Raw genomic sequence first — 14585 nt, forward strand, 5'->3', positions numbered from 1 at the left:
CCTGCGCGGTGGCACCCGGCGCCGCGGTCTGCCAGTCTCCGTCTACACGGAATTCCGGATGGACGGAGAACCTGGTGCACCGACGACTGCTCACCACCCTGCCCGCCGGCCTGCTGACGGCCGGGCTCCTGGCCGGCTGCGCGGGGGAGCGACCCGCCCCGGCCGCCGCGACCAGCTCCGCGGGCTGCGCCACCCCGGCCACCCCGGCCGCCGCGGACACCTCCACCCCCGAGGGCTTCCTCGGCTGGATGGCCGAACACCCGGACGACGTCTCCCTCGTGCTCGGCGAGGACACCCACCTCCCCGACGAGCAGCGCCCGCTCGCCTCGGCCCGCAAGGTCGTGCACCTGGCCGCCTGGGCCGCCGCGGTCCAGGACGGCCGGCTGGCTGCGGACCGGACCGTCCCGGTCGGGGTGTGGGAGCGCTGGTACCTCCCGGGCACCGACGGCGGCGCGCACCCGGCAGCACTGGCCCGGCTGGGGATCCCGACCGACGGCCTCCGGGCCGCCGACCCCGCGACGCCGGTGCTGCTGTCCGACGTCGTCTCCGCGATGGTCCAGGAGAGCGACAACGCCGCCCCCGACCTGCTGCGCGAGCTGCTGGGCCCCGACGCGCTGGCGGCCACCGCAGCCGACCTCGGCTGGGAGGACGCCCCCACCGGCACGCTGCTGGGCGACGTGCTGACCCTGGTCGACCCCGACGTGACCGACCCCGACCAGGCCGCCCAGGACTACGCCGACGACCCGGCCGAGGCCACCCGCGTGCAGGCCCTGCCGCTGCCGGACGCCGCCACGCAGGCGGCCTGGGCAGCGACGACGTCGGCCGGCAGCGCCGCCGGGCTCGCCGCGCTGCACCGGGCCCTCAGCGCCGGCGAGCTGCCCGCGGCACGGGACCAGCTGGAGTGGCAGGTCCCGCCGCCCGGGTACGCCGGCCTGGGGTTCAAGGGCGGGTCCTTCCTGGGCGTGCTCACCGAGGCGGTCGCGCTGCGCACCGAGGACGGCGACGTCACCGTCGGCGTGCTGCTCGTCGAGGGCCTCACCGCCGAGGAGACGACGGTCGCGCTCACCTCCGGGCTGCCCCAGCAGCAGGTGCTGCTGGCCGCGATGACCGACCCGGACGCCGCGGCTGCGCTGGACTGCGTGCTGGGCTGAGCCCCGGGTGTGACGATCAGCGGGTGAGCGAGGACGTGGGTGAGCGGCTGGCTGCCCTGGAGGCCCGGGTCGCCGCGCTCGAGGGCCGTCCACCGGACGAGCCGGCCGGTGCGGCCGGCACGGTCTCCTACAGCGGGCAGGTCCGGCTGCACGGCGAGGTCTCCTGGGACATCGCCTACGACGCGGCCGCGGTCCTGGACCTCCCGCCGGCCGCCGGCGTGCGGGTGCTCGCCGCGCTGGGGCACACCGTCCGGCTGGAGCTGGTGCGCCGGTTGCTGCACGGGCCGGCCACGGTCGCCGAGCTGGTCGAGGCGGTGGGCGGGTCGTCGTCCGGGCAGGTCTACCACCACCTCGCGACGCTCACCGCCGCCGGCGTGGTCGAGGCCGACGGGCGCGGCCGGCACCGGGTCCCGGCCACCGGTGTCGTCCCCGTGCTGGTGACGCTCCTGGCTGCTGCCGACCTCGGTGGCAGCCTGCGCTGACCGGCTCGTTCCACGTGGAACCGCGCGCTGTGCCACGGTGGCGCCGTGGCTCGCGTGCTGAGGGTGTCCGGTCCGCTCGACTTCGCCGCGATCAGGGCGGAGGCCGGGGTCCCCGAGGAGTTCCCGGCCGACGTGCTGGCCGAGGCCGACCGGGTGGCGGCCGACCCGCCGCTGCCCGAGCACGACGCCACCGACCTGCCGCTGGTCACCATCGACCCGCCCGGCGCGCGCGACCTGGACCAGGCCGTGCACCTTGCCCGCACCGACGGCGGCTACCGGGTCTCCTACGCGATCGCCGACGTCGGCGCCTTCGTCCCGCTGGGCAGCGCGATGGACGCCGAGGCCCGTCGCCGTGGCCAGACCGTCTACTGCCCCGACGGCCGGACGCCGCTGCACCCGCCGCAGCTGTCCGAGGGCGCGGCCAGCCTGCTGCCCGGCGAGCTCCGGCCGGCTGCGCTGTGGACCATCGACCTGGACACCGAGGGCGAGGTCACCGCGGTCGACCTGCGCCGGGCCCGGGTCCGCAGCCGGGCCCAGCTGGACTACGAGTCGGTGGGCGCCGACGTGCCGCCGGAGCTGGAGCTGCTGCCCGAGATCGGCCGCCTGCTGCAGGCCCGGGCCCGCGACCGCGGCGCGATCGAGCTGGGCACGCCGTCCCAGGAGGTCGAGGCCGGCCCGGACGGCGGGTGGACCGTCGTGTTCCGCGGCCAGTCCGACGTCGAGGGCTGGAACGCGCAGATCTCGCTGCTCACCGGACGCTGCGCGGCCCGGCTGATGCTCGACGGCGGGGTCGGCGTGCTGCGCACCCTGCCGCCGCCGGACCCGGGCGCGGTGACGGCGCTGCGCCGGCTGGCCCCCGGACTGGGCGTCGACTGGCCCGCGGGCGCCACCCCCGGTGAGGTCATCGGCGGGCTGGACCCGGCCCAGCCCCGGCAGGCCGCGTTCCTGGACGCCGCTGCCTCGCTGCTGCGCGGCGCGGCCTACACGGCCTTCGACGGCACCCTGCCGGCCCAGCCCGGGCACGGCGGCGTCGGTGGTGAGTACGCGCACGTGACCGCCCCGCTGCGTCGGCTGGTCGACCGGTTCGGCACCGAGGTGTGCCTGGCGCTGGCCGCCGGCGAGCAGCCCTCGGCGGAGCTGCGGGCCGCACTGCCCGAGCTGCCCGCGCTGATGGCCGCCTCGGACCGGCGCACCCACGAGGTGGAGCGCGCCGTCGTCGACCTGGTGGAGGCCACCCTGCTGGCCGGCCGGGTCGGGGAGGTCTTCGACGCGGTCGTGCTGGACGCGGAGGAGAAGCGGTCCACCGTGGTGCTCACCGACCTCGCCGTCCAGGCGCGGTGCGACGGGCGGCTGACCCCGGGTGCCGAGGTCCGGGTGCGGCTGACCGTCGCCGACCCGGCGACCCGGGCGGTCCGCTTCGAGCGGGCGTGAGCGCGTCGTTCACCGACTACCGGGGCGATCCGATCGCCGCCGGCGACCGGGTGCGGATCGTCCCCACCCGCACCCGCCGGGGCGTGCCGGCCTACCTCGGCGGTGAGGTCGGCGTGATCGCCTCCCTCGGCCGGAGCAAGGTCACCGTCGTGCTGGACCGCTACCCCGACCGGCCCTGGGTGGTGCCACCGGACGTGCTGGTGGCCGTGCGGTGAGGGAGGCTCGGGCCATGAGCACCCCGCACCTCGCCCAGCGGCTGCAGGGCTTCGGGACGACGGTCTTCGCCGAGATGAGCGCGCTCGCCGTCGCCACCGGGTCGGTCAACCTGGGTCAGGGCTTCCCGGACACCCCGGGCCCCGCCGAGGTGCTCGACGTCGCCCGGGCCGCGATCGGGACCCCGCTGGACCAGTACCCGCCCGGCCCCGGCCTGCCGGTGCTGCGCGAGGCGGTGGCGGCGCACGTGCAGCGCTTCCGCGGGCTGTCCTACGACCCGGACACCGAGGTGCTGGTGACCGCCGGGGCGACCGAGGCGCTGGCCGGGGCGCTGCTGGGGTTGCTGGACCCCGGCGACGAGGTGGTCGTCTTCGAGCCGCTGTACGACTCCTACGCGGCCGGCATCGCGATGGCCGGCGGCGTCGTCCGCCCGGTGCCGCTGCACCCACCGACGGAGGACGGCGTCAGCACCGACCCGTGGGTCTTCGACGAGGCCGACCTGCGCGCCGCCGTCGGCCCGCGCACCACGCTGGTGCTGCTGAACACCCCGCACAACCCGACCGGCAAGGTCTTCTCCCGCGCCGAACTGGAGCTGGTGGCCGAGCTCGCCCACGAGCACGACCTGCTGGTGCTCACCGACGAGGTCTACGAGCACCTGGTCTTCTCCGGCGCCGAACACGTCTCGCTGGCCGAGCTGCCCGGCATGCGCGAGCGCACCCTGGTGGTCTCCAGCGGCGGCAAGACCTTCTCCACCACCGGCTGGAAGATCGGCTGGGTCTGCGGCCCGGCCGAGCTCGTCACCTGCGTCCGGACGGCGAAGCAGTTCCTCACCTACGTCAACGGCGGGCCGTTCCAGCCGGCGATCGCCGTCGGGCTGGGGCTGCCCGACGCGTACTTCCACGCGCTGGCCGCGGACCTGGAGCGCAAGCGGGACCTGCTGGTCGCCGGGCTGGCCGCTGCCGGGCTGCCGGTGGTCCGCCCGCAGGCCACCTACTTCGCCACCGTCCGGGTCCCCGGGGACGGGCTGGCGTTCTGCCGGGAGCTGCCGCACCGGGTGGGCGTCGTCGCCGTCCCCAGCTCGGCGTTCTACACACCCGAGCACGCGGACCTGGGCCGGCACCTGGTCCGGTTCGCGTTCTGCAAGCGCGACGAGGTGCTCACCGAGGCCGTGGGGAGGCTGACCGCGTGAGGATCGCCGTCGTCCAGCACGACATCGCCTGGGAGGACCGGGCCGCCAATCACGCCCGGCTGGCCGACCACGTCGCGCGAGCGGCCGCTGCAGGCGGCCAGCTGGTGCTGCTCAGCGAGACCTTCTCCACCGGGTTCTCCATGACCGAGGGCATCGGCGAACCCGAGGGCGGCTCGTCGGCGCAGTGGCTCACCGCGCAGGCGCAGCAGCACGGCGTCTGGGTCGGCGGCTCGTGCGCCGAGGTCGCGGCCGACGACCCGCGGCCCTACAACTCCTTCGTGCTGGCCGGGCCCGACGGCACCGTGCACCGGTACCGGAAGCTGCACCCGTTCACTCACGCCGGTGAGCACGAGCGCTTCCGGGCGGGCTCCGCGCCGGTGACCGTGCAGGTCGGGGACCTGCGGGTGAGCCTGTTCGTCTGCTACGACCTGCGCTTCGCCGACGATTTCTGGGCCCTCGCCCCGGACACCGACGTCTACCTGGTGCCGGCCAACTGGCCCGCGGCTCGGCGGCTGCACTGGCAGACCCTGCTGCAGGCCCGGGCCATCGAGAACCAGGCCTACGTCGTGGGCTGCAACCGGGTGGGCACCGCCGGCGACGGCACCGAGCACGTGGGGGACAGCCGGATCGTCAGCCCGCTGGGCGAGCTGCTGGCCACGGCGGCGGGGGGCGAGACGATCCTGCTCGCCGACGTCGACCCCGCCGAGGTCGCCCGCGTCCGGGCCCGGTTCCCCTTCCAGGCCGACCGCCGCTGACCCGCCCCGGCATGGGATCCCCCGCATACGGCAGAGGGCCCACGCCGTATGCGGGGGATCCCATGCCAGGTCGGCCCCGGGTGGGACGAGAGTTCACCGGGAAGCAACACGGCGCAGGTGCAGGCCGGCACCGGGCTGGGCAGTGAGCGCCTGCCCGGGCGGCGGTGTGCGCACCCGCCGCCCGGGGCGCCTCCCCCGGGCGCCGGTCAGGCGGTCGGCAGCACCAGCTCGGCGACGACGGCCCGGTGGTCGCTGCCGGCGACGCGGCGGACCCGGACCGAGCGGACGCCGACCCGGGCGTCGACGAGGACGTGGTCGATGACCAGCCGGGGCTGCGGCACGGACTGCGGGCTCCAGGTGGTGGTCAGGGCCTCGCCGGCGGCACGGGCGGCGTCCACGTACCCGCGGCCCAGCAGTCGGCGGAAGGCGGCGTGGTCCAGCGTGCCGTTGTAGTCCCCGGCCAGCACCCGGACGACGTCGGGCGCGGGGTCGGGGAGCTCGTGCAGGTCGGCCTCCCAGCGGGCGACGTCGCGCCGGGACCGGGCCGGCGGCTGGGTGTGCACGGCGGTGAGGTCGACGGGCGGTCCACCGGGCACGGCGAGGAGGGCGCGGGGCTGGTCGAACCGGCCGGGCACCCGGCCGCGCCGGGTGAGCGGGTGCCGGGACCAGACCGCGCCACCGGCGCCGGGCGGGTTGCCGGGGCGGGCGTGCAGCACGTGGTCGTGGGGGAGCAGGTCGCCGATGCCGGCGGCCCGCAGCGCGGCCTCGGCCTCGGGGGTGACCTCCTGCAGGGCCAGGGCGTCCAGGTCGTGGTCCCGGACCAGGGCGACGAGGCCGCCGGCGTCGGCCCGGCCGTGCAGCATGTTCACGGTGGCCAGCCGGAACGGGCGGCCGCCCTCGGTGGGTGTGGGGCAGGTGCCCCGACGGCCGAGGACGGCGGCGCCCAGCGCCCCGGTGGCGAGGGCGGCGAGCGCCGTCCCGGGGGCCGACCGGCGGGCCAGCGCGACGCCCAGGGGGAGCACCGAGGTGACCGCCGCGTAGGGGGTGAAGGACATCGCCGGCACCCACGGGAAGCCCCGTTCGGCACCGGTCGCGCGGAGCCCGGCCCACACCGCCCAGGGGGTCGCCAGGGCCAGGGGCAGCAGGTCACGCGGTCGCCGTCGCATCGTCGGCCACGGTAGGCGCCGTCGATCCCAAGATCGACTCGACGGTTGCCGTTCACCTGGATGCGGTATCAAGCCCCTGACATCCGCCCAGGTCCGGGCGGACCGACGAGCAGGGGTGTGTGCACCGTGGCGACCGAACACGTGGAGATCGAGCGGAAGTTCGACGTCGAGGAGGCGTTCGCACTGCCCGACCTCAGCGGGGTCCCGGGGGTCGCCTCGGTGGGTGCGCCGGTGGTGCACGAGCTGGCCGCCACCTACTACGACACCGCCGACCTGCGGCTGGCCCGCGCGCACGTCACGCTGCGCCGCCGGCTGGGTGGCACCGACGCCGGCTGGCACCTCAAGCTGCCCGTGGCGGCCGGTGCCCGCCGGGAGTTCCACTCCCCGCTGGGCCGCGCCGTCAAGGCGCCGCCGCGCGCGGTGATCACCCCCGTGCTCGGCATCGTCCGGCGTGCGTCCGCGGCCGCCGTCGCCACGCTGGCCACCCGGCGGACCGTCGTGACCCTGCTGGCCGAGGACGGCCGGGTGCTGGCCGAGGTGGCCGACGACCTGGTCACCGGCACCCAGCTGCCCGCGGGCCCGGGCCAGGCCGCCGTCGTCACCACGTGGCGCGAGGTGGAGGTCGAGCTGGTGGACGGCGACGAGGAGCTGCTGTCCGCCGTCGGCGCCGAGCTGGTCGTCTCCGGGGCCCGCGCCTCGGCCTCGCAGTCGAAGCTGGCGACGGTGCTGGCCGGGCGGCTGGCGCCGCAGCCCACCGAGCCCGACGACGAGGACGACGACGTGTCCCCGGTCGGGGAGCCCGAGGACGCCGAGGACGCCGTCCAGGAGCCGACCGCGCAGGAGACCGAGCCGGCCGAGGAGGAGCCGCTGCCCGAGGGCAAGAAGGCCCGGGCCGCGGAGCTCGCCCGCCGGGCCGCGGAGGCCAAGGCGGCCGCCAAGGCCGCGGCGAAGGCCGAGAAGCAGCGTGCCGCCGAGGAGAAGGCGGCTGCCAAGGCCGCGAAGAAGGCCCGCAAGGAGGCCGAGGCGGCCGCCGCCGAGGAGGCCCGACTGGCCGCGGTGCCCCAGGCCGGTGACGTCGTCGTCGCTGCGGTGGCCGCGCAGCTGGCCGCCCTGCAGCGGGCCGACCTGATGGTCCGCACCGACGTGCCGGACGGCGTGCACCAGGTCCGGGTCGCCAGCCGCCGGCTGCGCAGCATCCTGGCCGCCTACCGGCCGGTGCTGGTCCGGGAGCAGACCGACCCGGTCCGCGCCGAGCTGCAGTGGCTGGGTCAGGAGCTGTCGGGGACCCGGGACGCCGAGGTGTCCCTCGAGCACCTGCGGGCACTGGTCGCCGCGCAGCCGCCCGAGCTGGTGCTGGGCCCGGTCGCGGCCCGGCTGCAGCAGGCCGAGCTGCAGGGCGAGGCCGCCGGCGGGGACCGGGCGGGCGCCGTGCTGGGCACCGCCCGCTACCTGACCCTGCTGGACACCCTGTTCGAGCTGGTCGAGCACCCGCCGCTCACCGAGCGGGCCGGCGAGCCCGCCGAGGACGTGCTGCGGGAGGTGCTCAGGCACACCGTGAAGCGGATGCGCCGCCAGGTCGAGACCGCCGAGGACGCCGAGCGCGGGGGCGCCCCGATCGGCACCACCCCGCCCGCCGAGTCCCCGGGTGCGGTCGAGTCGCCCTACGAGCTGGCGCTGCACGAGGTGCGCAAGTCCGGCAAGCGGGTCCGCTACACCGCCGAGGTCGCAGCGCCGGTGCTCGGCGGGTCCGTGATGGGCCTGGTCGACGCCATGAAGAAGGTGCAGGACGTCCTCGGTGACATGCAGGACACCGTCGTCACCCGGGAGCAGTGCCGCCAGCTGGGCATCGCCGCGTTCGGGGCCGGGGAGAACGCCTGGACCTTCGGCCGCCTGCACGCCCTGGAGGAGGCCCGCGCACTGCGCGCCGAGGAGGACTTCTGGGAGCTGTGGCCGACCATCGGCCCGGTGCTGAACGGGGCTGTCGGGAAGCGCTGAGGACGTGCTCGACGGCCACCGTCTCGTCGACGCGCACGTGCACGCGGCCCGACTGCCCACGCTGAAGCCGGCGTTCGCGCAGTGGGCGGACCGGTTCGGCGACCCCGCCGTGCTGGGCCGCGTGTACGACGCCGACGGGACGGTGCGCCCGGCGCAGCTCGACGCCCTCTTCGCCGCCGAGGGCGTCGACGTCGCCCTGCTGTTCACCGAGCACAGCCCCAAGGCCACCGGCATCCAGCCCGCCGAGGACGTGCTGCCGGTGGTGGCCGCGAACCCCGACCGGTTCAAGCTGGTCGGCAACGTCAACCCGCACCTGCACTTCCCGATCGGGGAGGAGGTCGAGCGGCAGCTGGACCTGGGTGCGGTGGCGCTCAAGCTGCACCCGGTGCACGGCGGGTTCGCCTGCAACGACCGGGCGCTCTACCCGGCCTACGAGGTGTGCCGGGCCCGCGGCGTCCCCGTGGTGGTGCACTGCGGCACCAGCTCGTTCCCGGGCTCGATGAACCGGTTCGCCGACCCGGTGCTGCTCGACGAGGTCGTCGGGGACTTCCCCGCCATGGACGTCGTGCTGGCCCACGGCGGGCGTGGCTGGTGGTACGACGCCGCGGCGTTCATGGCGCTGGCCAGGGAGAACGTCTGGCTGGAGCTGTCCGGGCTGCCGCCACACCGGCTGCCCGGGTACTACGCCGGGCACTCCTGGGCCCGGCTGACCCGCAGGATGGTCTTCGGCACCGACTGGCCCGGCGTCCCCGGTGTCGCGGCCAACGCGCGCGCCGTCGCGGCACTGCTGCCCGACGAGGAGACGGTCGGGCTGGTGCTCGGCGGGAACGCCGCGCGCGTCTTCGGCGTCTGACTCACGACCCCTCTGACTGGAGCACCCCCTGTCCCTGATCGCCCTGCTGGGCTTCGGCTCCGTGGTCCTGCTCGCGATGCTGCTGCTGCACGCGTTCCTCTGGCTGCGGCTGGTCCGCAGCACGACTCGCCCGGGTCGGCTGCGCCGCTGGCTCACCGTGCTGACCGTCGTCCTCGCAGTGCTGCCCACGGCAGCGGTGGTCGGCCGCCGGTCGTTGCCGTTCTCCGTGCAGGGGCCGCTGGACTGGGTGGGCTACAGCTGGCTGGGGGTGGCGTTCTACGCCTTCCTGGCGCTGCTGGTGCTGGAGCCGGTCCGCTGGGTGCTGCGGGCGGTGCAGCGCCGCCGTGCCCCCGCCCCCGCCCCCGCCCCCGCCGCGGAGCCGGCCACCGCGCCGGGTCCCGAGCCCGACGCCGAGCCGACCGCCGAGCCGACCGCCGAGCCGACCGCAGTGCCGGCCGCAGCGCCGGCCGACGTCTCCCGGCGGTTGTTCCTGGCCCGCTCGCTGGCGGTGACCGCGGGCGTCGCGGCACTGAGCACCGCCGGCTACGGCGCGTGGGCGGCGAACTCGGCACCGGTGGTGCGCCGGGTGCCGATCCGGATCGCCGGGCTGGCCCCGGAGCTGGCCGGCTACACGGTCGTCACCTTCTCCGACGGGCACCTGTCCGCGACCTACGGCGGACGCCGGTTCGAGCGGCTGGTGGAGACGGTCAACGCCCAGCAGCCCGACGTCGTCGCGATCGTCGGGGACCTGGTGGACGGGTCGCTGTCCGAGCTGCGTGAGGACGTCGCGCCGCTGGGTGACCTGGTCAGCCGGCAGGGCGCGTTCTTCGTGACCGGCAACCACGAGTACTTCGTGCCCGACACCGAGGACTGGCTGCGGCACCTGCCCACCCTGGGTGTGGACGTGCTGCGCAACGAGCGGGTCGAGCTGGGCCGGTCGGGGGCCTCCTTCGACCTGGCCGGCATCGACGACCGGACGGCCGCGGAGTCCGGGCTGCCCGGCCACGGCGCCGACCTGGACGCGGCGCTGGACGGCCGGGACGACAGCCGCCCGGTGGTGCTGCTGGCCCACCAGCCGGTGCAGGTCGAGCAGGCCCGGGCCGCCGGGGTGGACCTGCAGCTGTCCGGGCACACCCACGGCGGGCAGCTGTGGCCCTTCGACTACGCGGTGCTGCTGGACCAGCCGGCCGTGGAGGGGCTGTCCCGGCAGGGCGACACCCAGCTCTACGTGACGGCCGGGGCCGGGTACTGGGGTCCGCCGATGCGGGTCGGCGCCCGGCCGGAGGTCACCGTCATCGAGCTGCAGCCGGCCTGAGGCTCAGATCGAGCGGAGCGCCTCGAAGGCCTCGTCGACCAGCTCGCCGAGGTCCCGTTCGCCGTCGGTGGCGGCCCAGCGCAGGAACGCCGTCGTCGAGGCCGCCATGCACGCCCCGATGACGACGACCTGGGCGGCGCCCTCGGAGGTGGACAGGTCGATGCCCAGCACGTCGACCAGCGCCGCGGTGGACGCGGTCTCCCGGTCGGCCCCGCGGGAGCGCAGCGCCGGGACGGTGAGGGCGAGCCGCCAGCGGTGCAGCAGGGCCTGCGCGTCGCTCTCGGTGAGCTGGGCGACCAGGCGCTGCAGACCGCGGCGGACGCGCTCGGGCAGCGGCAGGTCCGCGGGCTGCTCGGTGAGCAGGCCGGCGATCCAGGCGCCGTCCTGGTCGGGGAACACGACGTGCTCCTTGGTGCGGAAGTAGGCGTAGAAGGTCGGCACCGACACGTCGGCGGCGGTGGCGATGTCCCCGACCGAGGTGGCCTCGTACCCGTCCCGCTCGAAGAGGGCGAAGGCAGCCTGGGAGAGGCGCAGGCGGGTGGCGCCGCGCTTCTTCTCCCGCCAGTCCTCCCTGGTCACGGTGGCATGGTGACAGGTGGCCGCCGGAGCGGCCGAGCCGGGTCGGGCCCCACGGGTCTCGGTATCCCCGCAGTGGGTCAGGCGGTCGCCAGGTGGGGGACGACGAGGGCCTCGACGAGCTGGTCGACGAGGGCCTCGTCGGGCGTGCCGACGTGCATCAGCCACCGCTGGGTCACCAGGGCGGAGGCGGCGCGCAGGGCGAGCACCGGGAAGGCGCCGGGGGCCACCTCGCCGCGGGCCTCCGCCCGGGCGAGGACGTCGTCCATCGCCTGGGTCCAGGCCCCGGCGAAGCGCGTTCGGTAGACCTCGGCGATCTCGGGGTGGCTGGCCAGCATCGGCATCAGCTGTCGGGTGGCCAGCGCGAGCGGGGTCTCCAGCGACGCGACCAGGCCGGCGAGCAGTGCGCGGGCGTCGGCGGCCAGGCTGCCCTGGTCCGTGCTGGGGACCTCCATGGGCGGGGAGTACCGGAAGGCGTCGACGACGAGGGCGTCCTTGCTGGCCCAGCGCCGGTAGATGGTCGCCTTGCCGACGCCGGCCCGGCGGGCCACCTCGTCCAGGGCGCACGCCTCGATGCCGCCCTCACCGATGAGCTCGATGGCGGCGGTGCGGATGGCGATGTCGAGGCCGGGGTCGCGGGGTCGACCGGCCGGCCGGGGGGTGGCCTGCTGGGGGTCCATCGAGGCGTCCTGACGCACGTGGGGGCGGGGCGCGTCGCAGGGTAGACCCGTGCTCGGCCTGCGTCACAGCCGCATGGCATCGATCCCAGGTGCGTTGTGCGCGATCCTGTTCCGCTTCCTGGTGACGGGATCGGTACCGAAACGGATCCCTCCTGCCCTCAAATGCCGTGCGACGTCATGACGTCTAGACGTCTCCTGATCGAGTACCTTTCGGTCGTGGCGAGCCCGGAAGCAGGTCCCAAGTACCTCGCGGTCCGAGAGCACCTGCGCCGACGGGTCGCCGGACTGCCCGAGCACGCCCTGCTGCCGCCGGAGCCCGTGCTCTGCGAGGAGTACGGCGTCAGCCGGATCACCCTGCGCCGGGCCGTCGACGGCCTCGTGGCCGACGGCCACCTGGTGCGCGAGCAGGGGCGCGGCACCTACGTGACCCGGCCGGGCATCCGCCACGAGTACCGCGAGAGCTTCGTCCACCGGATCGCCGGGTTCCACTCCGTGATGACCGAGCAGGGCGCCCAGGTGGGGACGACGGTGCTCCAGCAGCACGTCGTCCCCGCGCCCGTCCCGGTGGCCACCGAGCTGCTGCTGGACCCGGCCGACGAGGTCGTGGAGCTGGTGCGCCTGCGGTCGGTGGACGGGCTGCCCAACCACGTGGTGCGCTCCTTCCTGCCCGCCGAGGCCTACCCCAAGGCCGCCACCGAGGACTTCGGGCACGGCTCGCTCTACGAGTTCCTCCGCCGCGAGTACGAGGCCGACCTCGCCCACGCACGCCTGGTCGTCGACGTCGGCACCGCCGGGGTCGAGGAGGCCGACGTGCTGCAGGTCGTCGCCGGCTCCCCGCTGCTCGTCGTCCGCACGACGGTGCGCGACACCGCGGGCCGGCCGCTGGTGCACTCGTTCTCCCGGCTGCGGCCCGACGTCAGCCAGGTCGAGTTCGAGGTGTCGGTCAACGGTCGCTGAGCGGCACCGGCCGGCCCACCGCCCACCCGCCGCCCACCGCGGACGCGAGGCAGGTCACCCAGCCAGGCCGGATACCGTCGGGGACGCCGCCGCACCCGACGTCTGGAGCCGCATGACCACCGCCAGCGGTACCCGCCGCGTGCCCGACCGCCGCGAGGACGTCTGGCGCGCGCTCGCCGTCCTGCACCCCTACTGCGCGGTCTGCGACGTCTCCTACGTCGCCGACGGCCCGGCCGGCACCGGGACGACGTTCGTCTGCGCGCCCGGCCGGCTCGACGAGGGGCGCGCGCCGGACGAGGGAGCGCCGAAGGGCACCATCGTCGAGTGGACGCCGGCCCGGGTCGTCGTCACCAGGCTGGACCTCACGCCGGAGACCTGGACGACGAAGATCGAGCTCGCCGACGCCGGCAAGGGCGGCAGCGAGGGCACCGACGTCACCATCACCGTCACCCACCAGCCCCGCGGCGGCTCGGGGCTGGTCCGCTTCGTGCAGAGGAACGCCACCCGGCGCATGGTCCAGCGCACCGTGGACGGCGAGCTCGCCAAGCTGCCCGAGCACATCGCCCAGGTGGACGGTCGGGGCTGAACCCGGCGGGAACCCTGCGTCAGCTCTACCGTTGACCAGGAGAGGGTCGAGTGACGCGGCCCGCCCCGAGGAGGACGGCGTGAGCCCCGCAGCACCCCGCACGAGCGTGCCCCGATGAGCGCCGTCGTCCAGGCCGTCGAGTGGCAGGCCGCCGCCGCGGCGCTGATCCGCGCGATGCCCCGCCACCGGATGGTCGGCAACGGCATGCAGGCCGGGGACGCCGACGCCCTGCACGCCGGGGTGTCCGCCGGCTCCGCGTGGTCCGACGTCGCCGGCAGGCTCGCCGCCCGGCAGACCCGCGCCGCCGTCGCCGCGATGGAGGTCGGGGACACCGCCACCGCCCGGGACAGGTTCCTGCGTGCGGCGGCCTGCTACAGCTTCGGCCAGATCCCGCTGGAGGACGGCCCCGCCAAGCAGGCGCTGTACCGCGACCTGGTCGACTCCTTCGGCGCCGCCGGCGCGCTGCTGGACCCACCGGCCGAGCACGTCGAGGTGCCGTGGGCCGGGAAGAGCCTGCGCGGCTGGCTGCTGCGCCCGCACGGCGCCGTCCGGCCACCGGTCGTCATGGTGCTGGGCGGCATGGACGCCTGGCGCGAGGAGTACGCCGCCGGTGCCGAGCTGGTCCGCGACCGCGGGGTCGCGCTGTTCCTGCTGGACGCCCCCGGCCAGGGCGAGACCCGGGTGCTGGGTGGCCTGCACCTGGACCGCGACGTCCAGCTCGCGCTGTCCGCCGCCGTGAGCCACGTGCTGGCCGACGACCGGCTCGGGGACCGGGTCGCCGTCTGGGGCAACAGCATGGGCGGCCACCTCGCCGCCCTGCTCGCCGCCCGGGACGACCGGATCGCCGCCTGCGTGGTCACCGGCGGCACCGTGCGGCCCAGCGAGACGCACACCCGCTTCCCGCGGTTCCTGTCCAAGGTGCAGGCGATGCTCGGCATGGCCGACGACGCCGACGGCGCGAAGACCCTGATGGACGACCTCGAGCTGGACGCCGCGACGCTGGCCGGGCTGACCTGCCCGCTGCTGGTCCAGCACGGCAAGCGGGACGCCGTCTTCAAGATCGCCAACGCCCGGCCCATCCACGACCTGTCCGCCTCGACGGACAAGACGTGGCAGGAGTGGGCCGACGGCGACCACTGCGTCGACAACCACGCCGACGAGAAGTACCTCGCCGTCGCCCGCTGGCTGGCACCCCGGCTGACCGGGGTGCCCAGCACCCTCTGACCCAGCACCCTC

15 protein-coding genes are annotated in these 14585 nt (G+C 75.8%); 12 read left to right on the plus strand and 3 right to left on the minus strand.

Going from position 1 to position 14585, the window contains the following annotated elements; all coding sequences use genetic code 11:
- Nucleotides 1-74: 74 nt before the first annotated feature.
- From ASG41_RS14875 to ASG41_RS14900, 6 genes are all read left to right on the plus strand, one after another.
- Nucleotides 75-1151 carry a serine hydrolase gene (locus tag ASG41_RS14875; RefSeq protein WP_056296234.1) on the plus strand — a complete coding sequence of 359 codons (1077 nt, stop codon included), beginning with the start codon at nt 75-77 and terminating at the stop codon, nt 1149-1151.
- A 23-nt stretch (nt 1152-1174) separates the two neighbouring features.
- On the plus strand, nt 1175-1633 hold the full coding sequence (locus ASG41_RS14880) for a helix-turn-helix transcriptional regulator (RefSeq protein ID WP_056296237.1): 459 nt from the start codon (nt 1175-1177) through the stop codon (nt 1631-1633).
- Between the two features lie 63 nt (nt 1634-1696).
- Entirely contained in the window at nt 1697-3064 is a 1368-nt protein-coding gene (locus ASG41_RS14885; RefSeq protein WP_235564816.1) for an RNB domain-containing ribonuclease, read from the plus strand.
- Nucleotides 3061-3279, plus strand: coding sequence for a hypothetical protein (locus tag ASG41_RS14890; RefSeq protein WP_056296245.1), 219 nt, complete (start codon nt 3061-3063; stop codon nt 3277-3279). The genes ASG41_RS14885 and ASG41_RS14890 overlap by 4 nt, the downstream gene beginning before the upstream one ends.
- 14 nt (nt 3280-3293) lie before the next feature.
- Nucleotides 3294-4466 carry a pyridoxal phosphate-dependent aminotransferase gene (locus ASG41_RS14895; protein ID WP_056296248.1) on the plus strand — a complete coding sequence of 391 codons (1173 nt, stop codon included), beginning with the start codon at nt 3294-3296 and terminating at the stop codon, nt 4464-4466.
- Nucleotides 4463-5221 carry a nitrilase-related carbon-nitrogen hydrolase gene (locus ASG41_RS14900; RefSeq protein WP_056296251.1) on the plus strand — a complete coding sequence of 253 codons (759 nt, stop codon included), beginning with the start codon at nt 4463-4465 and terminating at the stop codon, nt 5219-5221. Before ASG41_RS14895 ends, ASG41_RS14900 begins: the two co-directional genes overlap by 4 nt.
- A 206-nt stretch (nt 5222-5427) precedes the next feature.
- Here ASG41_RS14900 and ASG41_RS14905 read toward each other — a convergent pair whose 3' ends face one another.
- Complete coding sequence (locus tag ASG41_RS14905) at nt 5428-6387, minus strand: endonuclease/exonuclease/phosphatase family protein (protein ID WP_056296254.1); 960 nt, start codon at nt 6385-6387, stop codon at nt 5428-5430.
- Nucleotides 6388-6513: 126 nt separating this feature from the next.
- Here ASG41_RS14905 and ASG41_RS14910 point away from each other — a divergent pair, with 126 nt between their 5' ends.
- The 3 genes from ASG41_RS14910 to ASG41_RS14920 all read left to right on the plus strand — a co-directional run bounded on the left by ASG41_RS14910 (nt 6514) and on the right by ASG41_RS14920 (nt 10550).
- Complete coding sequence (locus ASG41_RS14910) at nt 6514-8382, plus strand: CYTH and CHAD domain-containing protein (RefSeq protein WP_056296751.1); 1869 nt, start codon at nt 6514-6516, stop codon at nt 8380-8382.
- A 4-nt stretch (nt 8383-8386) separates the two neighbouring features.
- Nucleotides 8387-9235, plus strand: a complete 849-nt coding sequence (locus ASG41_RS14915; RefSeq protein WP_056296257.1) for an amidohydrolase family protein — start codon at nt 8387-8389, stop codon at nt 9233-9235.
- 61 nt (nt 9236-9296) lie between these two features.
- On the plus strand, nt 9297-10550 hold the full coding sequence (locus tag ASG41_RS14920; RefSeq protein ID WP_235564817.1) for a metallophosphoesterase: 1254 nt from the start codon (nt 9297-9299) through the stop codon (nt 10548-10550).
- 3 nt (nt 10551-10553) lie between these two features.
- Here the strand turns inward: ASG41_RS14920 and ASG41_RS14925 are convergent, their stop codons facing one another.
- Nucleotides 10554-11129 carry a TetR/AcrR family transcriptional regulator gene (locus tag ASG41_RS14925; protein ID WP_056296264.1) on the minus strand — a complete coding sequence of 192 codons (576 nt, stop codon included), beginning with the start codon at nt 11127-11129 and terminating at the stop codon, nt 10554-10556.
- Nucleotides 11130-11206: 77 nt separating this feature from the next.
- Nucleotides 11207-11806 (minus strand): TetR/AcrR family transcriptional regulator, encoded by a 600-nt coding sequence (locus ASG41_RS14930; protein ID WP_056296267.1) that lies wholly within the window; start codon nt 11804-11806, stop codon nt 11207-11209.
- A gap of 216 nt (nt 11807-12022) precedes the next feature.
- Here ASG41_RS14930 and ASG41_RS14935 point away from each other — a divergent pair, with 216 nt between their 5' ends.
- The 3 genes from ASG41_RS14935 to ASG41_RS14945 all read left to right on the plus strand — a co-directional run bounded on the left by ASG41_RS14935 (nt 12023) and on the right by ASG41_RS14945 (nt 14573).
- The gene (locus ASG41_RS14935; RefSeq protein WP_235564818.1) at nt 12023-12763 is read left to right on the plus strand and encodes a GntR family transcriptional regulator; all 741 of its coding nucleotides are present in this window, start codon (nt 12023-12025) and stop codon (nt 12761-12763) included.
- A 112-nt stretch (nt 12764-12875) separates the two neighbouring features.
- Complete coding sequence (locus tag ASG41_RS14940) at nt 12876-13349, plus strand: polyketide cyclase (protein ID WP_056296273.1); 474 nt, start codon at nt 12876-12878, stop codon at nt 13347-13349.
- Between the two features lie 114 nt (nt 13350-13463).
- Nucleotides 13464-14573, plus strand: a complete 1110-nt coding sequence (locus ASG41_RS14945) for a S9 family peptidase (protein ID WP_056296276.1) — start codon at nt 13464-13466, stop codon at nt 14571-14573.
- Nucleotides 14574-14585: the final 12 nt, after the last annotated feature.

It is taken from the genome of Modestobacter sp. Leaf380 (assembly GCF_001424485.1).
Lineage (GTDB): Bacteria > Actinomycetota > Actinomycetes > Mycobacteriales > Geodermatophilaceae > Klenkia.

Bases quoted from the DNA above. Each gene is read 5' to 3' on its own strand.
- ASG41_RS14905 (WP_056296254.1), bottom strand. From the start codon at position 6,387: ATGCGACGGCGACCGCGTGACCTGCTGCCCCTGGCCCTGGCGACCCCC.
- ASG41_RS14945 (WP_056296276.1), top strand. From the start codon at position 13,464: ATGAGCGCCGTCGTCCAGGCCGTCGAGTGGCAGGCCGCCGCCGCGGCG.
- ASG41_RS14895 (WP_056296248.1), top strand. From the start codon at position 3,294: ATGAGCACCCCGCACCTCGCCCAGCGGCTGCAGGGCTTCGGGACGACG.
- ASG41_RS14940 (WP_056296273.1), top strand. From the start codon at position 12,876: ATGACCACCGCCAGCGGTACCCGCCGCGTGCCCGACCGCCGCGAGGAC.
- ASG41_RS14930 (WP_056296267.1), bottom strand. From the start codon at position 11,806: ATGGACCCCCAGCAGGCCACCCCCCGGCCGGCCGGTCGACCCCGCGAC.